This window comes from Pseudomonas sp. 15A4 (assembly GCF_016925575.1).
GTDB lineage: Bacteria > Pseudomonadota > Gammaproteobacteria > Pseudomonadales > Pseudomonadaceae > Aquipseudomonas.
On the sequence record NZ_CP068986.1, the window covers coordinates 3,145,844 to 3,163,389 of the forward strand.

Consider the following 17,546-nt stretch of genomic DNA (forward strand, 5'->3'; position numbering starts at 1 on the left):
TCGCGTGTTCAGATGTCCAGTTGATCGGGCCGAATGCCGAATGCCTGGGCGATTCTTTCTCGGGTCTGCTTGCGGGGACGCGCCACCGATTCCTGCTGGGCGTAGGCGGGTTGGGAGATACCGAGTCTTCCGGCGACAAGCTCTTGGGTCAGATCCAGATACTCGCGCCACGCCCGAATCGGCGTTGAACCGTCAACGATCCGGCTGACGACCTCATGAGGGATTAGATCATCCACACCGTGCTGGCTGACGTACTCTTCATAAGGGATGACCACGAAGGCGGGCTTGCCGTCCGGGCCGTTGATGATCTGGATGTTATGAGTAGGTGCGCTCATCGCGTTTTTTGACCTCCTGAACACTGACAATTTTGACCCCGCCGTCCCAGTCGAACAGAACACGATAGTCGCCAACTCTCAGGCGGTAGCCGCAGCTATGGCCAGCGAGAGATTTAACGTGGGTGACGTCCGGCATCGACTCCAGCTTGCTTACAGCGTCCCTGATTTGCACCTGATGCCTTAGTTGCAACTTGAGGAGTTGTTTCACGGCCTTCCTTGTCCATGCGATCGTATTCGTGCGTCCTTATAAGACTTTCATAAGTCTGGCCTGGATATTACTTATAGTTGAACTCCCATGCTAGCGGCCAATCGCGCCGGGACAAAGATTCAGGCAGACTCCCTCCACCCACAAAAACAAGACCTGATGTGTATGAACCCTCACTCCCTTCGCTGTGCAGACACCCCTCATGTTCGCCCTTGATCACGCCCTGGCCCAGGACATCGTCGACCGGGCGATGGCGATTTTGCCGTGCAACGTGAATGTCATGGATTATCTGGGCATTATCATTGGCAGCGGCGAGGCGGAGCGGTTGTACACCCGGCATGAAGGGGCGCAGCTGGTCCTCGCCAACAGCCGCGTGGTGGAGATCGATTCGCACACCGCCCGGCAGCTCGACGGGGTGCGGCCGGGGGTAAATTTGCCCTTGATGCTGGATCAGAAACTGATCGGCGTGCTCGGCATCACCGGCGAGCCCGATGAGGTGCGGGTCTACGCGGAGCTGGTGAAGATGACCGCCGAGATGCTCATGGAGCACCGACGTCAGCAGGCCGATCAACAGTGGCGGCATCAACGCAGTGAAGACCTGCTGTCGCGGCTGTTGCTCGGCGAAAGTGCTGCCCATCTGGTCGCCGAGGCTGAGCAGTTGGGCTTGCAGCCGCAGTTGCCGCGTCAGGCCGTGCTGCTCGAACTCCCCGAAGCCGCGACCTATGCCGGTGTGATGAGTGCGTGGCTGATGGGTCGATACGCCAACAGCTGGTGTCTGCCCTGTGAGCCGGGGTTGATCTACTGGTGCCGCGCCGTAGGCAAGGATCGCGACGATGCCTTGCTGCTGGCGCTTTTCGACGAGCAAGACTGGCCCGTACAGCGCATGGCGACCGTCGAGCCTTCATCTGATCTGGCCTCCCTGCGCGCCGCCTGCACCGCCGCTCGCGACCTGCTCGAGTACGCACGCCACTTGCGGCCGACCGTCAAACTGCTGCGTCTGGCCAGCCATCGCGTCGCGCTGCTGTTCTGGCGCAATCGCCACGACTGGTTGGCCGAAGGCATCGCAGAACCCATCAAGCGCCTGCACGACAACCCACAGCTGCTCGACACCCTGCGCGCCTGGTTCGATTACAGCGGCGAAAGCCAGGCCTGCGCCGACGCGCTGGGCATCCATCGCAACAGCCTGCGTTACCGGCTTGAGAAAATTACCGAACTGACTGGCTGCGATCCTTATCGAACGGAAGACTTGCTGCGCCTGTACCTCGGCGCGCAGATGGTGGCCAGATAAGGCGCTGTCGCAGCGTTGTTCGTATGAACAACCGAGCCAGCCGTCTGTTGTGCAAGCGTAAGGCGGTAAAGTTTCTTCAGGGTGCGAAGATCGTCCATCAGACAAGGAGAATAATATGAAAATCGTCATCGCCCCGGACTCGTTCAAAGACAGCCTCAGCGCCCAAAGTGTCGCCCACGCCATCGCCGCCGGGCTCATCGATGTCTGGCCTGATGCCCAGTTGGTCGAGTGCCCGATGGCCGATGGCGGGGAGGGGACCATCGAAGCGATCTTGGCGGCATGCGACGGTGAGTGGATGAGCAATCAGGTCAGCGGACCGCTTGCTCAGCCGGTGCAGGCGCAGTGGGGCTGGCTGGCGGAGACGCGCACGGCGATCATCGAAATGGCCATGGCCAGCGGTCTGCAACTGCTGAGCCTGGACCAGCGCGACGCAACCATTACCAGTACGTTTGGTACCGGCGAGCTGATCAAGGCCGCGCTGGATGCCGGCGCCGAGCGGGTGATTCTGGCCATCGGCGGCAGCGCGACCAATGATGCCGGCACCGGCATGCTCTCGGCGCTGGGCGCGCGCTTCCTTGACGACGATGACCGAGCCCTCGATCGCGGTGGCCTGGCCCTGGCGCAACTGGCGCGCATCGACCTGACCGGGCTCGACCCGCGCTTGAACAGCGTGCAGTTCGAAGTCGCCGCCGACGTCAACAATCCCCTGTGCGGCCTGCAAGGCGCTTCGCACATCTTTGGCCCGCAGAAGGGCGCGTCCCCCGAACAGGTGCTGGCGCTGGACGCGGCCCTCGGGCATTTCGCCGGGCACTCGGCTCAGGCACTGGGTCGGGACGATAGCGAATATCCGGGAAGCGGCGCGGCAGGCGGCATGGGGTTCGCCGCCAAGGCCTATCTGAATGCATCGTTCCGTCCCGGCGTGGAGGTGGTCGCTGACCTGACCGGGCTGGCCGAGGCACTGCAGGGCGCCGACCTGGTGATCACGGGCGAAGGCCGCTTCGACGCCCAGACCCTGCGCGGCAAAACCCCCTTCGGCGTCGCCCGGATGGCGCAGCGCAACAACGTGCCGGTCATCGTGCTGGCCGGGACACTGGGGAGGGCTACGCCGACCTGTATGCCCACGGCATCAGCGCCGCGTTCGCCGTGACCAGCGGGCCGATGACGCTGGAGTTCGCCTGCGCCAATGCGGCGACGTTGCTCCATGATCGCGCGCGGGATATCGCCCGGGTGTGGGCCCTCGCAGCCCGCTAAAAATTCGCCTCAGCGGTCGCATGGGTCAGGCGGTTTTCAGCTGCATCAGCGGAATGGGCTTGCGCATCAGCGTGCCCACCAGCACCGCGGCCAACAGGGCGATCAGTCCCGACATCCACAGCACCGAGCCGAAGCCCGACACAAAGGCGTCCCGGACCAGCGGCTGAATCATTCCCCGGGCGCTGGCATCGATCGTTTGCAGCGCAGCGTTCATGTCCCCGGCCACCGCACGTGAGGCGATGTGCTCGGCCTGATCGAGGAGGTCGGGCGCAACGGTCGCCAGTGTGGCTTTCAGCGCACCGAGCGTGTGACTGGCGAGCAGCGCGCCGTAGACGCCGATCGCCAGCATGATCGCGCTGAACCGCATGGTCGTGCTCATCCCCGATGCCATGCCGGTGCGTTCTCGGGGCACGCACGCCATGATGTTCTTCTGGGTGTCGCCATTGAGCAAGCCCGCCCCCGCACCGGTCACCGCCATCGCCGCAGCGAATGCCGGGTAGCCGCCCATTCCGGTGGCCCAGGCGCACAGCAGGTTGCCGATGCCCACAAGGGTCAGGCCCAGCGCCATCATGGCGGCCGGCGAAAGATGACGTGAGATTGTCGGCCCGAAGCGCGGCAACAGCAGCATGGTGATTGCGAACGGCAGCATGCCCAGCCCCGAGCCGATGGCGCTGAAGCCCAGGCCGTTCTGCAGGTAAAACGGCAGCAGGGTCATCATCACCTGGGCGCAGCCGGCGTAGGCGAACATGCCGAGCAGGGCACCGATGAAGCGCGGGTATTTGAACAGCTGCAAGTCGACCATCGGCCGGCGTTGCAGGCGCTCGGCGATGACAAACAGCGCGAGCAGCACCGCCCCGGCGGCCAGACGCATGGAGGTGAGCGGGTGGTCCCAGCCGATTCGGTTGGCTTCGATCAGGCCCCAGATCAGGCTCAGCAGGCTGGCACTGAAAAACAGGCTGCCCCACGGATCAAGCCGCGCTGACTGCTCGTTGCGCGATTCCTCGATGTTCCCCATGACCATCACCAGCAGGCCCAGCCCCACCGGCAGGTTGAGGTAGAAAATCCAGCGCCAGCCGACCAGTTCGGCGATCAGCCCGCCGACCGTGGGCGCTGCAGTCATGGCCACGCCCATGCAGGCTCCCCAGAACGCCCAGGCTTTGGCGCGCTCGGCTTCATCATGGAAAACGTGGCCGATGGTCGCCAGCGCCGAGGTCAGCAGCAAGGCCGCGCCCACGCCCTTGAGCGCACGGGCAATGTCGAGGAACAGAATGTCCGGCGCCGCCCCGCAGCCCAGCGACGCCAGGATGAACAGCACCAGCCCGCTGATCAGCATGCGCTTGCGGCCAAAGCGATCGGCCAGGCTACCCGCCGGCAGCAACAGCGCGGCGAAAGCCAGCATGTACGCGCTGACCACCCACTCGATGTCGGCAAACCCGGCACCCAGATCACGCGCGATGCTCGGCAGAGTCACGGCGACAATGTTGGTGTCGAGCACGATCAATGCGCACACGCCGGAAGCCGTGAGCAGGGTCATGCGGGGGCTGGGTCGAGACATGTATGGGGCTCCGGAGGTTGTTAGGTGCTGGCTAACACGGGTGGTGACTACATTGGGTGGGGCGGTTCTTCGCTGCAACAGAGTAAGCGGATATGCCCTATGCTCTGTTACCCGCGCCCCGCGTTTTGATTACCTGCCAGGTAACGCTCCATGGAAATCCGTCACTTTCGCTACTTTCTGGCCGTCGCCCGTCATCGGCATTTCACTCGCGCCGCCGAGCAACTGGGCATCGCGCCGCCCACGCTGACGCGGCAGATCCAGGACCTGGAAAACGCGCTGGGCACCCGGTTGTTTCTCCGTGAACAGCGAGAGGTGAGGCTGACGGAAGCAGGGCGCGCGTTGCAGATCGAGGCCGAACTGGCGGTGCGTCAGTTTGAGACCGCGCAGTACAACGTCCAGCGCGCCGGCCGTGGCGAGGCCGGCCGGATCGAGTTGGGCTACGTCGCCTCGGCGGTGTTCTCCGGCGTGTTGCAGCAGCACGTCAGTCAGTTTCGTGAGCGCTATGCGGACATTGAATTCAACATCAACGAGCACCTGATGCCGACGCTGCCGCGGCTGATCGAGGAGGGGCGGCTGGACGTGGGTTTCATCCGCTCGCCCATGCAGCTGCCCGATTCGGTCAGCGTCGTGCCGTTGCTGACCGAGGGTTTTGTTCTGGCGCTGGCGGACAGCTCGTGGCTGGGCAAGCTGAAGATCATCAACACGGTGAACCTGCAGAGCGAGGTGTTCATTCTCCCTGAGCAGATTTCCGGCACGCTGGAGGTGGCGGCCCATGGCGGTTTCGCGCCGACGCTGGGTCCGCAGCCGGGAGGGCTGGTGTCGGTGATTGCGCTGGTGAGTCTTGGCCAGGGGGTGGCGGTGGTGCCGGAGTCGGTGGTGGATCACATTCGGTTGCCGAATGTGGTGTATCGGCGGATTGAGGATTGTCAGCCGAGCTCGTCGTTGTCGCTGATCCACCGACGCCACGAAAAGGCCCCGGCGGTGATCAGGTTTGTTGAGTACGTCAAGGGCGCGCGGGGGCTGTGAGAAGATCAAGGGCGTCTGCCTGGGGGCAGACTGTTTCGCCTTCGGCGAGTTACTTGGAAAAGCACCCCAAGTAACCAAAGGTGCTTGCTCCTGGCTTGGCTCCTCCTGCGTCGGAGTACCCTCACTCCGGTCTCGCTCCGTGGGCCCGCGCCGAACGGACATCCCTGTCCTGACGGCGCTCTCGCCGCATCCATGCGGCTCGGCCCACTGCCCGAGACCTGCGTTCAGCCTGCACCCAAGTCGCGATTTGCGGTGTCTGGACTTCTTGCGTACGAAGATCAAAAGCAGATCAAGTGCAAGATCAAAGGCTTCCCGGCTAAAGCCAGTCCTACGGGGGTGCGCGGTCTGTTAGTGGGACCGGCTTTAGCCGGGAAGAGGCCGGTCGGCTCACCATCAATTCTGATCGTTGATCGTTCCCACGCTCCGCGTGGTAACGCCCCTCCGGACGCTCCGCGTCCCTTAGACGACGCGCATTCGGGCCTGGGGAAATGACGCGGAGCGTCACGTGATGCATTCCCACGCGGAGCGTGGGAACGATCAATTTAGCAGCGCGCCCATTGACGCTTTCCCGGCTGAAGCCGGTCCCACTGAATGCGCGCGGTGTCCTGTAGGACTGGCTTTAGCCGGGAAGCTTCTGCTTTTGCCTTCGCTCTTGATCTTCATACACAGCCAGCCTATACACCGCGAAACGCGACTTTGGTGCAGGCCGAACGCAGACGACGCGCAGTGGGCCGAGCCGCATGGATGCGGCGAGAGCGCCGTCAGGACATGGATGTCCGTTCGGCGCGGGCCCACGGAGCGTCGTCGGAGTGAGGGAACCCGACGAAGTCGGGCCAAACCGAGAGCAAGCACCCTTGGTTACTTGGGGTGCTTTTCCAAGTAACTCGGCGAAGCCGAAACAGTCTGCCCCCAGGCAGACGCCCTTGATCTTGATCTTGATCTTGATCTTGATCTTGATCTTGATCTAATCAGGCAACGCCTAAGCCTTCGCAGGCTCAGGCACCCGCCCATACACATCGGTAAACCGCACGATGTCGTCTTCCCCCAGATACTCCCCGCTCTGCACCTCGATCATCACCAGATCAATCACCCCCGGGTTGACCAGCCGATGGGTATGCCCCGGTTTGATGAACGTCGACTCATTGGTATCGAGCATAAACTCATCTTCCCCGTTAGTGACCCGAGCCATCCCGCTGACAACAATCCAGTGCTCGCTGCGGTGGTGATGCATCTGCAGCGACAAAGACGCCTGCGGTTTCACCACGATGCGCTTGATCTTGAAGCGCTTGCCTTCCTCCAGCACCGTGTAAGTGCCCCACGGTCTGGTCACGGTGTTGTGCAGCAGGTACGCCGGATGGCCCTGACGCTTGAGCTCCTGGGCGATGACCTTCACTTCCTGACTGCGATTTGCGTCGGCGATCAACAAAGCGTCCGGGGTGTCGATGATGATCAGGTTGTCCAGACCCACCGCGCCCACCAGTCGCTTCTTCGAGTCGATGTAGCAGTTGGTCACGTCGTGCAACACCACCTCGCCGTTGCATCGGTTGCCATTTTCATCGGCCGCACTCAGCTCGCGAATGGCCTGCCACGAACCGATGTCGCTCCAGCCCATCTCGCACGGCACCACCGCGACCTTTTGCGAGCGCTCCATCAACGCGTAATCGATGGAAATGTCCGGCGCCAGGGCGAAGGTGGTGCTGTCCAGCTCGATCTGCAGTTCGTTGCGGCCTTCCTTGCTGGTGCACTGCGCCAGGCAATGGCGCACCGCGGCCAGAAGCGCCGGTGCGTGACTTTCCAGTTCGGCCAGCAGCACATCGACGCGCATGCAGAACATGCCGGCGTTCCACAAATGCAGCCCACCCTCGACATAGTTCTGGGCGGTGACAGCATCGGGTTTCTCGACGAAACGCGCCACCTGATAGGCCTCGCTGCTGAGGGCCTGGCCTTTCTCGATGTAGCCAAAGCCGGTTTCGGCGCGGGAGGGAACCAGCCCGAACGTCACCAGCCAGCCCTGGTCGGCCAGCTTGCGTGCGCTCTGCACGGCGGTCTCGAAGGCGGCAACGTCAGTGATCAATTGATCCGCCGGCAGAATCAACAGCTGCGCGTCATCGCCGTAGCGCGCCTGGACATGCAGCGCTGCGGCCGCGATGGCAGGGGCCGTGTTGCGGCCGAACGGTTCGAGCAGAAACTCCAGCGAACGCTGTCGTTTATTCAGCAGCCGGTAGTCATCCACGGTGCGGAAATACACGTCCCGGTTGGTGACGGTGAGCACGCTTTCGACACCGTCCAGCTGGCTGGCGCGGTTGAACGTCTTTTGCAGCAGGCTTTCGCCGTCCGGCAAGCGCATGAAGGGTTTGGGCATCGCCTCCCGTGAAACAGGCCACAGCCGGGTGCCGGCGCCGCCAGCAATAATGCAGGGAATCAGTTGCATGTGGGTTTTCGCCTTTTCGATCCGTGAATCAATGACAGGGCCGCAATCCAGGCGATCACATTGAAAGTCAATTTACTGACTTTTATGAGAGTCCTGTGCAAATTAGCCAATTATTTGTCGATTAAGCGCTTTCCGCCCGTGGTTTTCAAGGGGCTGTAACGCAGAAGTAACGCCTCTCGTCCCCTAATTACGGCACGCAAGGCGGTAACCTCATGGGCATGCACGGAGATGAATGTCGCGTGCCGGCACGGACCGCACACGTAAGTCCCCGCCGCTCAAGGCTTTTTGCCATCACCGACTGCCTTCACACCCCGTCCAACGCCTTTCAGGGATGGAGTTTGGCGAGCTCTCAATCCAAGGACGTTGGTTTAAAAGATTTTCCTCCGCCGGGCTTTTTCGCAGCCCGCGCGGTCAACACATCACGCATCAACTCGAACACGCAAAAGGAAGGGATATGACAGCGCGCAGGGCATTACTGATTCTTCACGGCAAGCAGGCGCTCAATGAGGATGTCCGCGAGGCAGTGGAGCGCAAGCGCAAACACGGCTGGGAACTGGACGTTCGCGTGACCTGGGAAGCAGGCGATGCCCAGCGCCTGGTGCGCGAGGGTCTGGAGGCCGGTCATCGGCAGATCATCGCCGGCGGTGGCGACGGCACCCTGCGGGATGTCGCCGAGGCGTTGGCGCTGTCTGAAGTCGACGCCAGCCTGGTGATCATGCCGCTGGGGACGGCCAACGATTTTGCCCGTTCCGCAGGCGTGCCGCTGGAACCCGACCAGGCCCTTGACCTGCTGGACGTACCGGCGCGTGCCGTCGATATGGGTGCGGTGGGCGGCCAGATGTTCCTCAACATGGCCACCGGCGGCTTTGGCAGTCAGGTCACCGCCAATACCTCTGAAGACTTGAAGAAGATCCTCGGCGGTGCGGCGTATCTGTTCACCGGTCTCACACGCTTCAGCGAGTTGAAAGCCGCGTACGGCGAATTCAACGGCCCGGATTTTCACTGGAAGGGCGAAATGCTGGCGCTGGGCATCGGCAACGGCCGTCAAGCTGGCGGGGGCATCCGTTGTGCCCCGAAGCCCTGGCCGACGACGGTCTGCTGGACATCAGCATCTTGCCAGCGCCCCAAGAAGTGGTGAGCACCCTGAGGAGTCTGCTCGAAGGCGGGCTTGGGCTGGACAATATGTTCGTCCGCGCACGGTTGCCGTGGGTCGAACTCAAATCGGCGCAGGGGCTGACCATCAACCTTGACGGCGAACCCTTGAGCGGTGAGGCCACCCGTTTCGAAGCCCGAGCAGGGGCGCTGCGCGTGCACTTGCCATCGCATTCGCCGTTGCTGGGGCAGACGCGGCAAATCGCCTGATTCCCCGCAAGCATTGCCCGAAGCAGACTGCACGCCGCTCCGCTTGGCACATCAAGTCAGGGGCACGTCGCATTGCTCAGGGTTGACCTGCCAGCTCGGCGTGATGCCCCGGTTTTCTTTCCGGGCGCCGAGCCCGCACTGGCCAGCGAAGGCGTTCAGCAGGTCGCGCTCTTCGCTTTCGTCCAGCGTCAGCGAACCACTCCGCGGATCAATGAGTTCCAGTTGCCATGACATCAACACGAAGCAGCGTTTGAGAGCGGGCAGTGCCTTGGGCGGCAATTGTCGGGCGGCGGTGGCGGAGTCAAGAAGGTCATGCAGTTGCCGGGCGAACCCGCAAACAGTTGCAATGCCGTGGGTGTCGGCCTCACGGGCGAGGTGTTGCAATGTGGAGAGCAGGCATTCCATCGCGTCACGATCATCACTGATCAATTCCAGATGACTGAGGCATTCGTCGGCGCGGCACATCAGTGTCTGGCTGTCGCTGAGAAACGCTGCGTGCAACTGCTGCCATTCGAGGCCATTCAGCATGTGCAATCTCCACCTTCTCTCAATGAGATGTCGGGTCGCGTGGGGCGAGTGGCCCAAAGTTAATGTTGAGCGCACTTGAAAGTCTGTAGGCCGTTTCTGATTGTTGCGAATGGGGGACAGAGGACGCTGATCGGCGGAACGGGTGAAACGTTCATCTGCGCCGTTATCCCGATTAAGGTCTGCCACGGCGCTGCCGATACAGGGTAGGCGGACTTACTTGAACCCTGCTCCAGGAGCAACAGATGGCTGGCATTCTCGACACAGTAGACCAACGTACACAGCTGGTAGGTGAGAACCGCCTGGAAATCCTCATGTTCCGCCTGGCCGGCCGACAGTTGTTCGCGATCAACGTATTCAAGGTTCAGGAAGTCCTGCAGCTGCCCAAGCTGACGCTGATGCCGCAGCGTCATCCGTTCGTCTGCGGCGTGGTCAACCTGCGCGGCCAGACCCTGCCGGTGATCGACCTGTCCCAGGCCATCGGCATGCGTCCGCTGGTGCCGGGGCCTTCGAGCACGATCATCGTCACCGAATACAACCGCTCGGTTCAGGCGTTCCTGGTGGGCGGCGTCGACCGCATCGTCAACATGAACTGGGAGGCGATCCTGCCGCCGCCGACCAGTGCCGGGCGGCAGCACTACCTGACCGCCATCAGCAAGGTCGACGACCAGTTGGTGGAGATCATCGACGTGGAGAAAGTCCTCGCCGAAATCGTGCCGTACAGCGCCAAGGTCTCCCGCGACAAGCTGGACGATCCTGTCCTCGCCCGGGCCATCGGCCGCGAAGTGCTGCTGGTGGACGATTCCAACGTGGCGCTTTCGCAGTTGCGCGACACCCTCGGTCAGCTCGGCGTGAAAATGCACGTCGCCCGTGACGGGCTGAAAGCCCTGAACATGCTCAAGGGCTGGGCGGATACCGGCGAAGTCATGACTGACAAGCTGCTGATGGTCTTTACCGACGCCGAGATGCCGGAAATGGACGGCTACCGCCTTACCACGGAAATCCGTAACGACCCTCGTCTGCGCGGTCTATACGTCGTGCTGCACACCTCGTTGTCCGGCAGCTTTAACGAGTCCATGGTCAAGAAGGTCGGGTGCGACAACTTCCTCTCCAAATTCCAGCCGGACAAGCTGGTCGACGTGGTCCGCGAGCGGCTCATGCTCGACAACTGATCCGGTTCTGTTTCAAGCCCCTTGCTGTATGGAGGGGCTTTTTTGCATCTGTACCGCTTGGTTTCCTGGTGTCTCGTATAGAGTGGTGGCTTTCCGCTCTGGCATAAGGACGCGTACATGTTTCACCTCAGCGCACTGTATCGGTACCCCCTCAAATCCTGCATGGGCGAGTCGTTGCAGCAGGCCCGTTTCGATGAGTTGGGCATGAGTGGCGATCGTCGCTGGATGCTGGTGGATGAAGCCAGCGGGCGCTTTTACAGCCAGCGCGCGCTGCCGCAGATGTCGCAGCTGTCGGTGCTGTGGAAGGGCGATGGGGTGACGCTGTCGGCGCCGGGCCTGGGCAGTCTGGATGTGCCGGTGCCGGTCGATGAAGAGGCCAATCTGCGCGGCATCACGATCTGGCGCGACACGTTTCGGGTGCCGGACGCGGGCGAGGACGCGGCGCGTTGGGTCAGCGCCCTGGTGGGCAAGCCGACGCGGCTGGTGCACGTGCCGAAAGAGCGCGCTCGCTGGTTGCCTTCAGGCTACGGGACCGTGGAAGACAGGGTCGGGTTCGCTGACGGTTTTCCGCTGTTGCTGATCGGGCAGTCTTCACTGGACGATTTGTCGCAGAAGGTGGGCCGCCCGCTGGAAATGTTGCGGTTTCGCCCGAATCTGGTGGTGACCGGCGCCGAAGCGTTTGCGGAGGATGGCTGGAAGCGGATTCGGATTGGCGGGGTTGAGTTGCGGGTGTTGAAGCCCTGCTCGCGGTGCATTATGACGACAATCGACCCGGCAACCGGTGAGCGCAGCGCGGATCGCGAACCGATGACGACGCTCAAGACCTATCGCGAGCGGGAAGGGGATATCTGGTTCGGCCAGAATTTGGTGAGCGACGGGCCAGGTGCGGTCGAGGTGGGGATGGAAGTCGAAGTGCTCGAGTGATTAAGCGTCTGCTGGAATGTCTTCCCGGCTAAAGCCGGTCCCACTGACTGTATGCGATTCGCATAGTGGGACCGGCTTCAGCCGGGAATAGGCCAGCGATGACACCGCAAAATCGACGGCGCTCACTCCGGCGTCTTCCCGGCTAAAACCGGTCCTACGACCGCGGAGCCTCACAAATCATCAAAGAACCGTTCATGCCAGTCCACCAGCGGCTGCGGTGAATTGAGCTTCTGGCCGTAGATCACCGCATACGACAGCACGTTCTGCACATACTGGCGGGTTTCGTCGAATGGAATGCTCTCGACCCAGACGTCGAAGGCCAGGTGATTGGCGCCCCTCAGCCACTGCCGCACACGTCCCGGACCTGCGTTATACGCCGCCGATGCAAGCACTCGGTTGCCATTGAACTGAGCGTGGACCTGACTTAGATACGCCGCGCCGAGCTGGATGTTCTTGTCCGGATCGAGCACCTGCGCCGGTGAGGCCAGCGGGATGCTGAATTTGCGCGCGGTCTCTTTGGCGGTCGCAGGCATCAGCTGCATCAAGCCTGCGGCACCGACGCCGGAGCGGGCGTCATCCATGAACGCGCTTTCCTGACGGGTGATCGCAAACACCCAGCTTGAATGCAGCCCGCGCACCTGCGCTTCACGCACCAGGGTGTCGCGGTGGGCCATCGGGAAGCGAATGTCGAGGTCGTCCCAGTACTGCGCCTGGCTGATGGTGCGAATCGCCGGGAAGTACCAGTGCATGTCGTACGCCAGTTTGGCCTGGGCAACCATTTCGTCCCGGCTGAAGCGACGGGTAACGTGGTACCACTCGCGGCGACCGTCGACGATCTGCCCGCGATCATAAAATTCCAGCGCGCGGCGCACGCCCGGGGTGTTGCGCACCTTGGTCATGAGCGCCTGACTCATCACCAGCGGCTTGTTGTTGAGCATGTATGGCGTCTGGGTGCGGTCGGCGGCGAGGAAGCCGTAGAAATCACGCTCCTTCGCGACCGCCTTGTACAGCCCCGGCAGCAGCGGGCTGTTGGGCTGGGCCAGTTCCAGGGAACGGGCCTGCCAGTAACGCCAGCGATTCGTGGTCGCGAGGTCCTGGGGCAGACGACGGGTCAGCTCGTACGCATCACTCCAGCGGCCCAGTCGCAGCAACAGGCGCAGGCGCCATTCGGTGACGGTGTTGTCGCGCAGGTCCGGGTCGTACTTGGTCATGACCTCAAGGGCCCGACCGTCGTAACTGCGGGCGAGAGTCAGGCCGATTTCCTTGGCGATCTGCACCTGTTCCTCGTGGGAAAAATGCAGCACCGGCGCGTAGCTGTCGAGCAGCTCCATGGCTCGCTGCGGGTCCTGCTTGGCCAGGCGACGCAGGCCCAGCCCAACCACATCGGACATCGCCTCGTCGGCCGGCATGAACTGGCCCTGGTTGTTGACCATTTCCGGCTTCTGCGCCACGGCGATCAGCAAACGACCCTGGGGGCGAGGGTGGTCATGCTGTTGACCAGTTGATTGGCCAGCGCATAGTTGCGCCCTTGCGCGGCGAGCTTGGCGCGCTGCCATCTTTTCTGTTCAGTCAGCTGTCCTTCAACGGCCCATTGAGTGAAGAACGTATCGCAGGCCGCCGGCAGCGTCTTGCCGGTCATCCAGGTCTTCTCGGCGTTGGCATAGCCTTCCGAGCGCTGGTTGTGGCTGAGCTGGTACGAGCCATACAAACAGTCGAGCTCGACGAAATTCAGCTTGGGGTCGTAATACTTGACGAAGGGCTGCCAGTCACCGCGCGAGGCGAGCAATCGTAGCCAGCGCAGCTTCATGTAGTTGGCTTGCGGCAGGTCGCCATGCTCGGCGAAAAATTTCTCGACTTCCTCGTCACTCGCGCTGTTCAGGCGTGCGGTGAGTTCGTCGTAGGCCAGGTAGGGTTCGAGGGGATAGTCCGCCAACGCGGCGGCATAGGTGCGATAAGGGCCACTGTCGCCTTTGGCCAAAGCCCGTTTGGCTTCATCGTAATACTGACGCTGGGTGGTGAGATCGACCGCTTGGACGGATTGGGCAGCGGTGGCCGACAGAAGCAGGCAGGACAAAAGGCTGAAGAAACGACTGCGCATGAGACTTCCGTGCAGATGCATCGTGAAAAGTGCGGCTAGCTTAGCCTGTTGCCCGCGTGGGTTGAAGCGCTGCCTTGCCCGTCGTGATAGATGGAAACATACCCCGGCCTACAATCGGCCGGCCACCGGGTCCGGACGACGTCCTGTCATCGATTAGCCGCCCCTCTGCCGGGTTATCTCAGGTAGAATGCGCGCCCGGTTTTTGGAGAAGCTCATGACCCTGCTCAAATTCAGCGATGTGTCCCTTGCGTTCGGCGCCATGCCGTTGTTGGACAAGGTGTCCTGGCAGATCGCCCGTGGTGAGCGGGTCTGCATCATCGGCCGCAACGGCACTGGCAAATCCAGCATGTTGAAGCTCGTCAAGGGCATCCAGATGCCCGATGACGGCAATGTCTGGCGTGCGCCGGGCCTGAAGATTGGCGAGCTGCCCCAGGAGTTGCCGGTCGCTGACGGCCGTACCGTATTCGACGTCGTTGCCGAAGGCCTGGATGGCGTGGGCGAGCTGCTCGCTCAGTATCACCACCTCAGCCAGAACATCGTCACCGCCGAAGACCTCGACAAGCTGATGCACGTGCAGTCGGACCTCGAAGCCCGTGACGGCTGGCGACTGCAGCAATTGGTCGACAGCACACTCAGCCGTCTGCAACTGCCGGCCGACAAGACCCTCGCCGAACTGTCCGGCGGCTGGCGTCGTCGCGTGTTGCTGGCCCAGGCCCTGGTGTCCGAGCCTGATCTGCTGATGCTCGACGAACCGACCAACCACCTCGACATCGGCGCGATCGCCTGGCTTGAAGAAGCATTGAAGGAATTCCAGGGCGCGGTGTTGTTCATCACCCACGACCGGTCCTTCCTGCAAAACCTTGCCACGCGCATTCTCGAACTCGACCGTGGCGGCCTGATCGACTGGGACGGCGACTACGCCAGCTTCCTGGTGCACAAGGAAGCCATGCTCGCGGCGGAAGAAACCGCCAACGCGCTGTTCGACAAGCGTCTGGCCCAGGAAGAAGTGTGGATACGTCAGGGCATCAAGGCCCGTCGTACCCGTAACGAAGGCCGCGTACGCGCGCTGAAGGCATTGCGCGTTGAGCGTAGCGACCGTCGCGAACGTACCGGCAAAGCCAACATTCAGCTCGACACCGCAGACAAATCCGGCAAGCAGGTGATGGTGCTCGACAACGTCAGCTTCGCTCACCCGGGCGGCCCGATGCTGATCAAGGACTTCTCCATGGTCCTGCAGCGTGAAGACCGCATCGGTCTGCTCGGCGCCAACGGTACCGGCAAGACCACGCTGCTCAAGCTGATGCTCGACAACCTTCAGCCCACCAGCGGCAAGGTGGAAGTCGGCACCCGTCTGGACGTCGCCTACTTCGACCAGTTGCGTCACCAGCTCGATCTGGAAAAGACCGTGATCGACAACGTGGCCGAAGGGCGCGACTTCATCGACATCGACGGCCAGAGCCGCCATGTCCTCAGCTACCTGGGCGATTTCCTGTTCAGCCCGCAGCGGGCGCGGACGCCAGTCAAGGCGTTGTCGGGCGGTGAGCGTGCGCGTCTGCTGCTCGCCAAACTGTTCAGCAAACCGGCCAACCTGCTGGTCCTCGACGAACCGACCAACGATCTGGACGTCGAGACCCTCGAGCTCCTTGAAGAAGTGCTGCTGACCTTCAAGGGCACCGTGCTGATGGTCAGCCACGACCGGGCATTCCTTGACAACGTCGTTACCAGCACCCTGGTGTTCGAAGGCGAAGGCAAGGTCCGCGAATTCGTCGGTGGCTATCAGGACTGGATTCGCCAGGGCGGCTCGCCGCGTCTGCTGGGCGTCACCGACAGCAAGTCCGGCAAGTCCGAACTGGCCACCGCCGTGGTTCAGGCGGCACCTGTCGCGGCGGCCGAAATGCCCGTCGCCAAAAAGAAGCTCAGTTATAAGCTGCAACGCGAGCTGGAAGCGCTGCCCGCGCAGATCGACGCTGTTGAAGCGCAAATGGCTGCGCTCAGTGCCGAGATGGCCGAGGCCGGTTTCTATCAGCGTCCTGCGGAGCAAACGACAGCTGTCATGGCGCAGCTGGAAAGCCTGCAAGGCGAACTGGACGGCTTGCTTGAGCGTTGGGCCGAGCTGGACGAGTGATCAGTAACCTGTAGCAATAAAAAAGCCCGGCCCTTTTTCAAGGGCCGGGCTTTTGTTTGCGGGCCTGGATCAGTCGACGCGCTTGACCAGTCGTACGGCCAGCACGTCGCACGGTGCGCCGTGCAGAACGTCGTTGGCGGTTGAACCGAGCAGCAGGGACAGGCCATGACGGCCGTGGCTGCCGACAACGATCAGGTCGACGTGGTGTTCCTTCGCCAGGTTATGGATTTCCTGACGCGGCTGGCCGTAGGTCAGATGGCTGTCGCCGGTTTTTACGTCAGGGTATTTGCGTTTCAGCGCTTCCAGCTTTTCCTTGGCCTGATCGAACTGCTGTTGTTGCAGCTGCGACAGGTCCATCGGGACATCGCCACCGAACGCCATGGCCATGGGTTCGACGATGTGCACCAGCGACAGCTTGGAGCCGCCGGCCAATGCCAGCGCCATGGCTTTTTGATCACCGGATCGCACTCTTCAGTGAGGTCCACGGCTACCAGAATATGTACATAGGACATGGGGTTTTCCTTCTGAGGTTTGCGATGGTTTTGATTATGGCTCTTTTCACGCGCCTCTGGCACGCCGATGTGGTCCGCCCGCCGCTTGCCGCCGCGGGGGCGTACAAATATGACGGTGTGGATAGTTCTGTCAATCATTGCGGTGGTTTTAAGTCCGCTGGTCTGGCTGCGCCCGTCGCGCTCGCAGAGCGGCAGGATGGCCATGCGCATGCAGGCTCGCCGCATGGGGCTGGCCATGCAGCTGATTCCTCAGGAGTGGCCGCACTGGCTGCCGACCGAGCCACCGAGTCCGTGCCCGCAGTACCACCGGCCGCGTACTGCGCGGGAGCCTGACGTCTGGGTGTATTGGCAGAGGGAGCCGGGCGTGTGGGTCAACCAGTGGCGTGAGCCGTGTGAAGATCCGCGCCTGCTCGAGCAGTTCACGACGCTGCCGGCGGACGTCTACAAGGTGGAAGCGGGCAAGCAGCTGATTGCCCTGTACTGGGCCGAGCGTGGCGAGCCCGACGTATTGCAGCACATTGCAGCGGTGCTGAAGGCCTTGGCGTAACCCGCCCCGATGCCCGAATGACGGGCATTAAAAAGCCCGATAACAACATCGGGCCGGGGTTGGCCAGGCAGGCCGTAATTCAGGTGCGGTGCGGTGCAATGCCGCTCGCCGGGTCACATACTACTTGTTGGCCACCGGTTATATGACCCGTCTTGATGCGCAGTGCGCTGAATGTAGACCTTAATGGTGC

Annotated in this window: 11 protein-coding genes and 4 pseudogenes; 8 read left to right on the plus strand and 7 right to left on the minus strand. The window is 62.3% G+C overall.

The annotated features are described in order from the left end of the window. Positions 1–8: 8 nt before the first annotated feature. Both JN403_RS14140 and JN403_RS14145 read right to left on the minus strand, forming a co-directional pair. On the minus strand, positions 9–335 hold the full coding sequence (locus tag JN403_RS14140) for a helix-turn-helix transcriptional regulator (protein ID WP_122625390.1): 327 nt from the start codon (positions 333–335) through the stop codon (positions 9–11). Next, the gene (locus tag JN403_RS14145; protein ID WP_240356559.1) at positions 316–543 is read right to left on the minus strand and encodes a type II toxin-antitoxin system RelE/ParE family toxin; all 228 of its coding nucleotides are present in this window, start codon (positions 541–543) and stop codon (positions 316–318) included. Before JN403_RS14145 ends, JN403_RS14140 begins: the two co-directional genes overlap by 20 nt. A 199-nt stretch (positions 544–742) precedes the next feature. Between JN403_RS14145 and JN403_RS14150 the strand changes: the two genes are divergently transcribed. Both JN403_RS14150 and JN403_RS14155 read left to right on the plus strand, forming a co-directional pair. Beyond that, positions 743–1,828: a sugar diacid recognition domain-containing protein gene (locus JN403_RS14150; protein ID WP_205482872.1), complete on the plus strand. Its 1,086-nt coding sequence runs from the start codon at positions 743–745 to the stop codon at positions 1,826–1,828. A 115-nt stretch (positions 1,829–1,943) separates the two neighbouring features. After that, positions 1,944–3,079 (plus strand): annotated as a pseudogene (locus tag JN403_RS14155) (glycerate kinase). Between the two features lie 25 nt (positions 3,080–3,104). Here the strand turns inward: JN403_RS14155 and JN403_RS14160 are convergent. Continuing rightward, on the minus strand, positions 3,105–4,634 hold the full coding sequence (locus tag JN403_RS14160) for an MFS transporter (protein ID WP_205482873.1): 1,530 nt from the start codon (positions 4,632–4,634) through the stop codon (positions 3,105–3,107). Positions 4,635–4,784: 150 nt separating this feature from the next. Here JN403_RS14160 and JN403_RS14165 point away from each other — a divergent pair, with 150 nt between their 5' ends. Then, entirely contained in the window at positions 4,785–5,660 is an 876-nt protein-coding gene (locus JN403_RS14165) for a LysR family transcriptional regulator (RefSeq protein ID WP_205482874.1), read from the plus strand. Positions 5,661–6,639: 979 nt separating this feature from the next. Here the strand turns inward: JN403_RS14165 and JN403_RS14170 are convergent. Next, on the minus strand, positions 6,640–8,091 hold the full coding sequence (locus JN403_RS14170) for a mannose-1-phosphate guanylyltransferase/mannose-6-phosphate isomerase (RefSeq protein WP_205482875.1): 1,452 nt from the start codon (positions 8,089–8,091) through the stop codon (positions 6,640–6,642). 454 nt (positions 8,092–8,545) lie between these two features. Here JN403_RS14170 and yegS point away from each other — a divergent pair. Next, positions 8,546–9,453, plus strand: a pseudogene (gene yegS, locus JN403_RS14175) (lipid kinase YegS). Between the two features lie 51 nt (positions 9,454–9,504). Here the strand turns inward: yegS and JN403_RS14180 are convergent. Beyond that, on the minus strand, positions 9,505–9,981 hold the full coding sequence (locus JN403_RS14180) for a hypothetical protein (RefSeq protein ID WP_205482877.1): 477 nt from the start codon (positions 9,979–9,981) through the stop codon (positions 9,505–9,507). 242 nt (positions 9,982–10,223) lie between these two features. Between JN403_RS14180 and JN403_RS14185 the strand changes: the two genes are divergently transcribed. Then, positions 10,224–11,150 (plus strand): chemotaxis protein CheV, encoded by a 927-nt coding sequence (locus JN403_RS14185; RefSeq protein ID WP_122534492.1) that lies wholly within the window; start codon positions 10,224–10,226, stop codon positions 11,148–11,150. A 117-nt stretch (positions 11,151–11,267) separates the two neighbouring features. Next, entirely contained in the window at positions 11,268–12,074 is an 807-nt protein-coding gene (locus tag JN403_RS14190; RefSeq protein ID WP_205482879.1) for an MOSC domain-containing protein, read from the plus strand. A 170-nt stretch (positions 12,075–12,244) separates the two neighbouring features. On the opposite strand, the pseudogene JN403_RS14195 reads toward JN403_RS14190, so the two are convergent. Next, positions 12,245–14,172: pseudogene (locus tag JN403_RS14195) on the minus strand (transglycosylase SLT domain-containing protein). Between the two features lie 214 nt (positions 14,173–14,386). Here JN403_RS14195 and JN403_RS14200 point away from each other — a divergent pair. Beyond that, positions 14,387–16,297, plus strand: a complete 1,911-nt coding sequence (locus tag JN403_RS14200; protein WP_122534495.1) for an ATP-binding cassette domain-containing protein — start codon at positions 14,387–14,389, stop codon at positions 16,295–16,297. 69 nt (positions 16,298–16,366) lie between these two features. Here the strand turns inward: JN403_RS14200 and JN403_RS14205 are convergent. Then, positions 16,367–16,809 (minus strand): annotated as a pseudogene (locus JN403_RS14205) (universal stress protein). Positions 16,810–16,918: 109 nt separating this feature from the next. On the opposite strand from JN403_RS14205, the gene JN403_RS14210 reads away from it, so the two are divergent. After that, positions 16,919–17,356, plus strand: a complete 438-nt coding sequence (locus JN403_RS14210; RefSeq protein WP_205482881.1) for a hypothetical protein — start codon at positions 16,919–16,921, stop codon at positions 17,354–17,356. The last annotated feature ends 190 nt before the right edge of the window (positions 17,357–17,546 follow it).

Excerpts from the sequence above, each read along its gene's own strand:
- JN403_RS14140 (WP_122625390.1), bottom strand. The coding sequence starts at position 335 with ATGAGCGCACCTACTCATAACATCCAGATCATCAACGGCCCGGACGGC.
- JN403_RS14150 (WP_205482872.1), top strand. The coding sequence starts at position 743 with ATGTTCGCCCTTGATCACGCCCTGGCCCAGGACATCGTCGACCGGGCG.
- JN403_RS14160 (WP_205482873.1), bottom strand. The coding sequence starts at position 4,634 with ATGTCTCGACCCAGCCCCCGCATGACCCTGCTCACGGCTTCCGGCGTG.
- JN403_RS14165 (WP_205482874.1), top strand. The coding sequence starts at position 4,785 with ATGGAAATCCGTCACTTTCGCTACTTTCTGGCCGTCGCCCGTCATCGG.
- JN403_RS14170 (WP_205482875.1), bottom strand. The coding sequence starts at position 8,091 with ATGCAACTGATTCCCTGCATTATTGCTGGCGGCGCCGGCACCCGGCTG.
- JN403_RS14180 (WP_205482877.1), bottom strand. The coding sequence starts at position 9,981 with ATGCTGAATGGCCTCGAATGGCAGCAGTTGCACGCAGCGTTTCTCAGC.
- JN403_RS14185 (WP_122534492.1), top strand. The coding sequence starts at position 10,224 with ATGGCTGGCATTCTCGACACAGTAGACCAACGTACACAGCTGGTAGGT.
- JN403_RS14190 (WP_205482879.1), top strand. The coding sequence starts at position 11,268 with ATGTTTCACCTCAGCGCACTGTATCGGTACCCCCTCAAATCCTGCATG.
- JN403_RS14200 (WP_122534495.1), top strand. The coding sequence starts at position 14,387 with ATGACCCTGCTCAAATTCAGCGATGTGTCCCTTGCGTTCGGCGCCATG.
- JN403_RS14210 (WP_205482881.1), top strand. The coding sequence starts at position 16,919 with ATGACGGTGTGGATAGTTCTGTCAATCATTGCGGTGGTTTTAAGTCCG.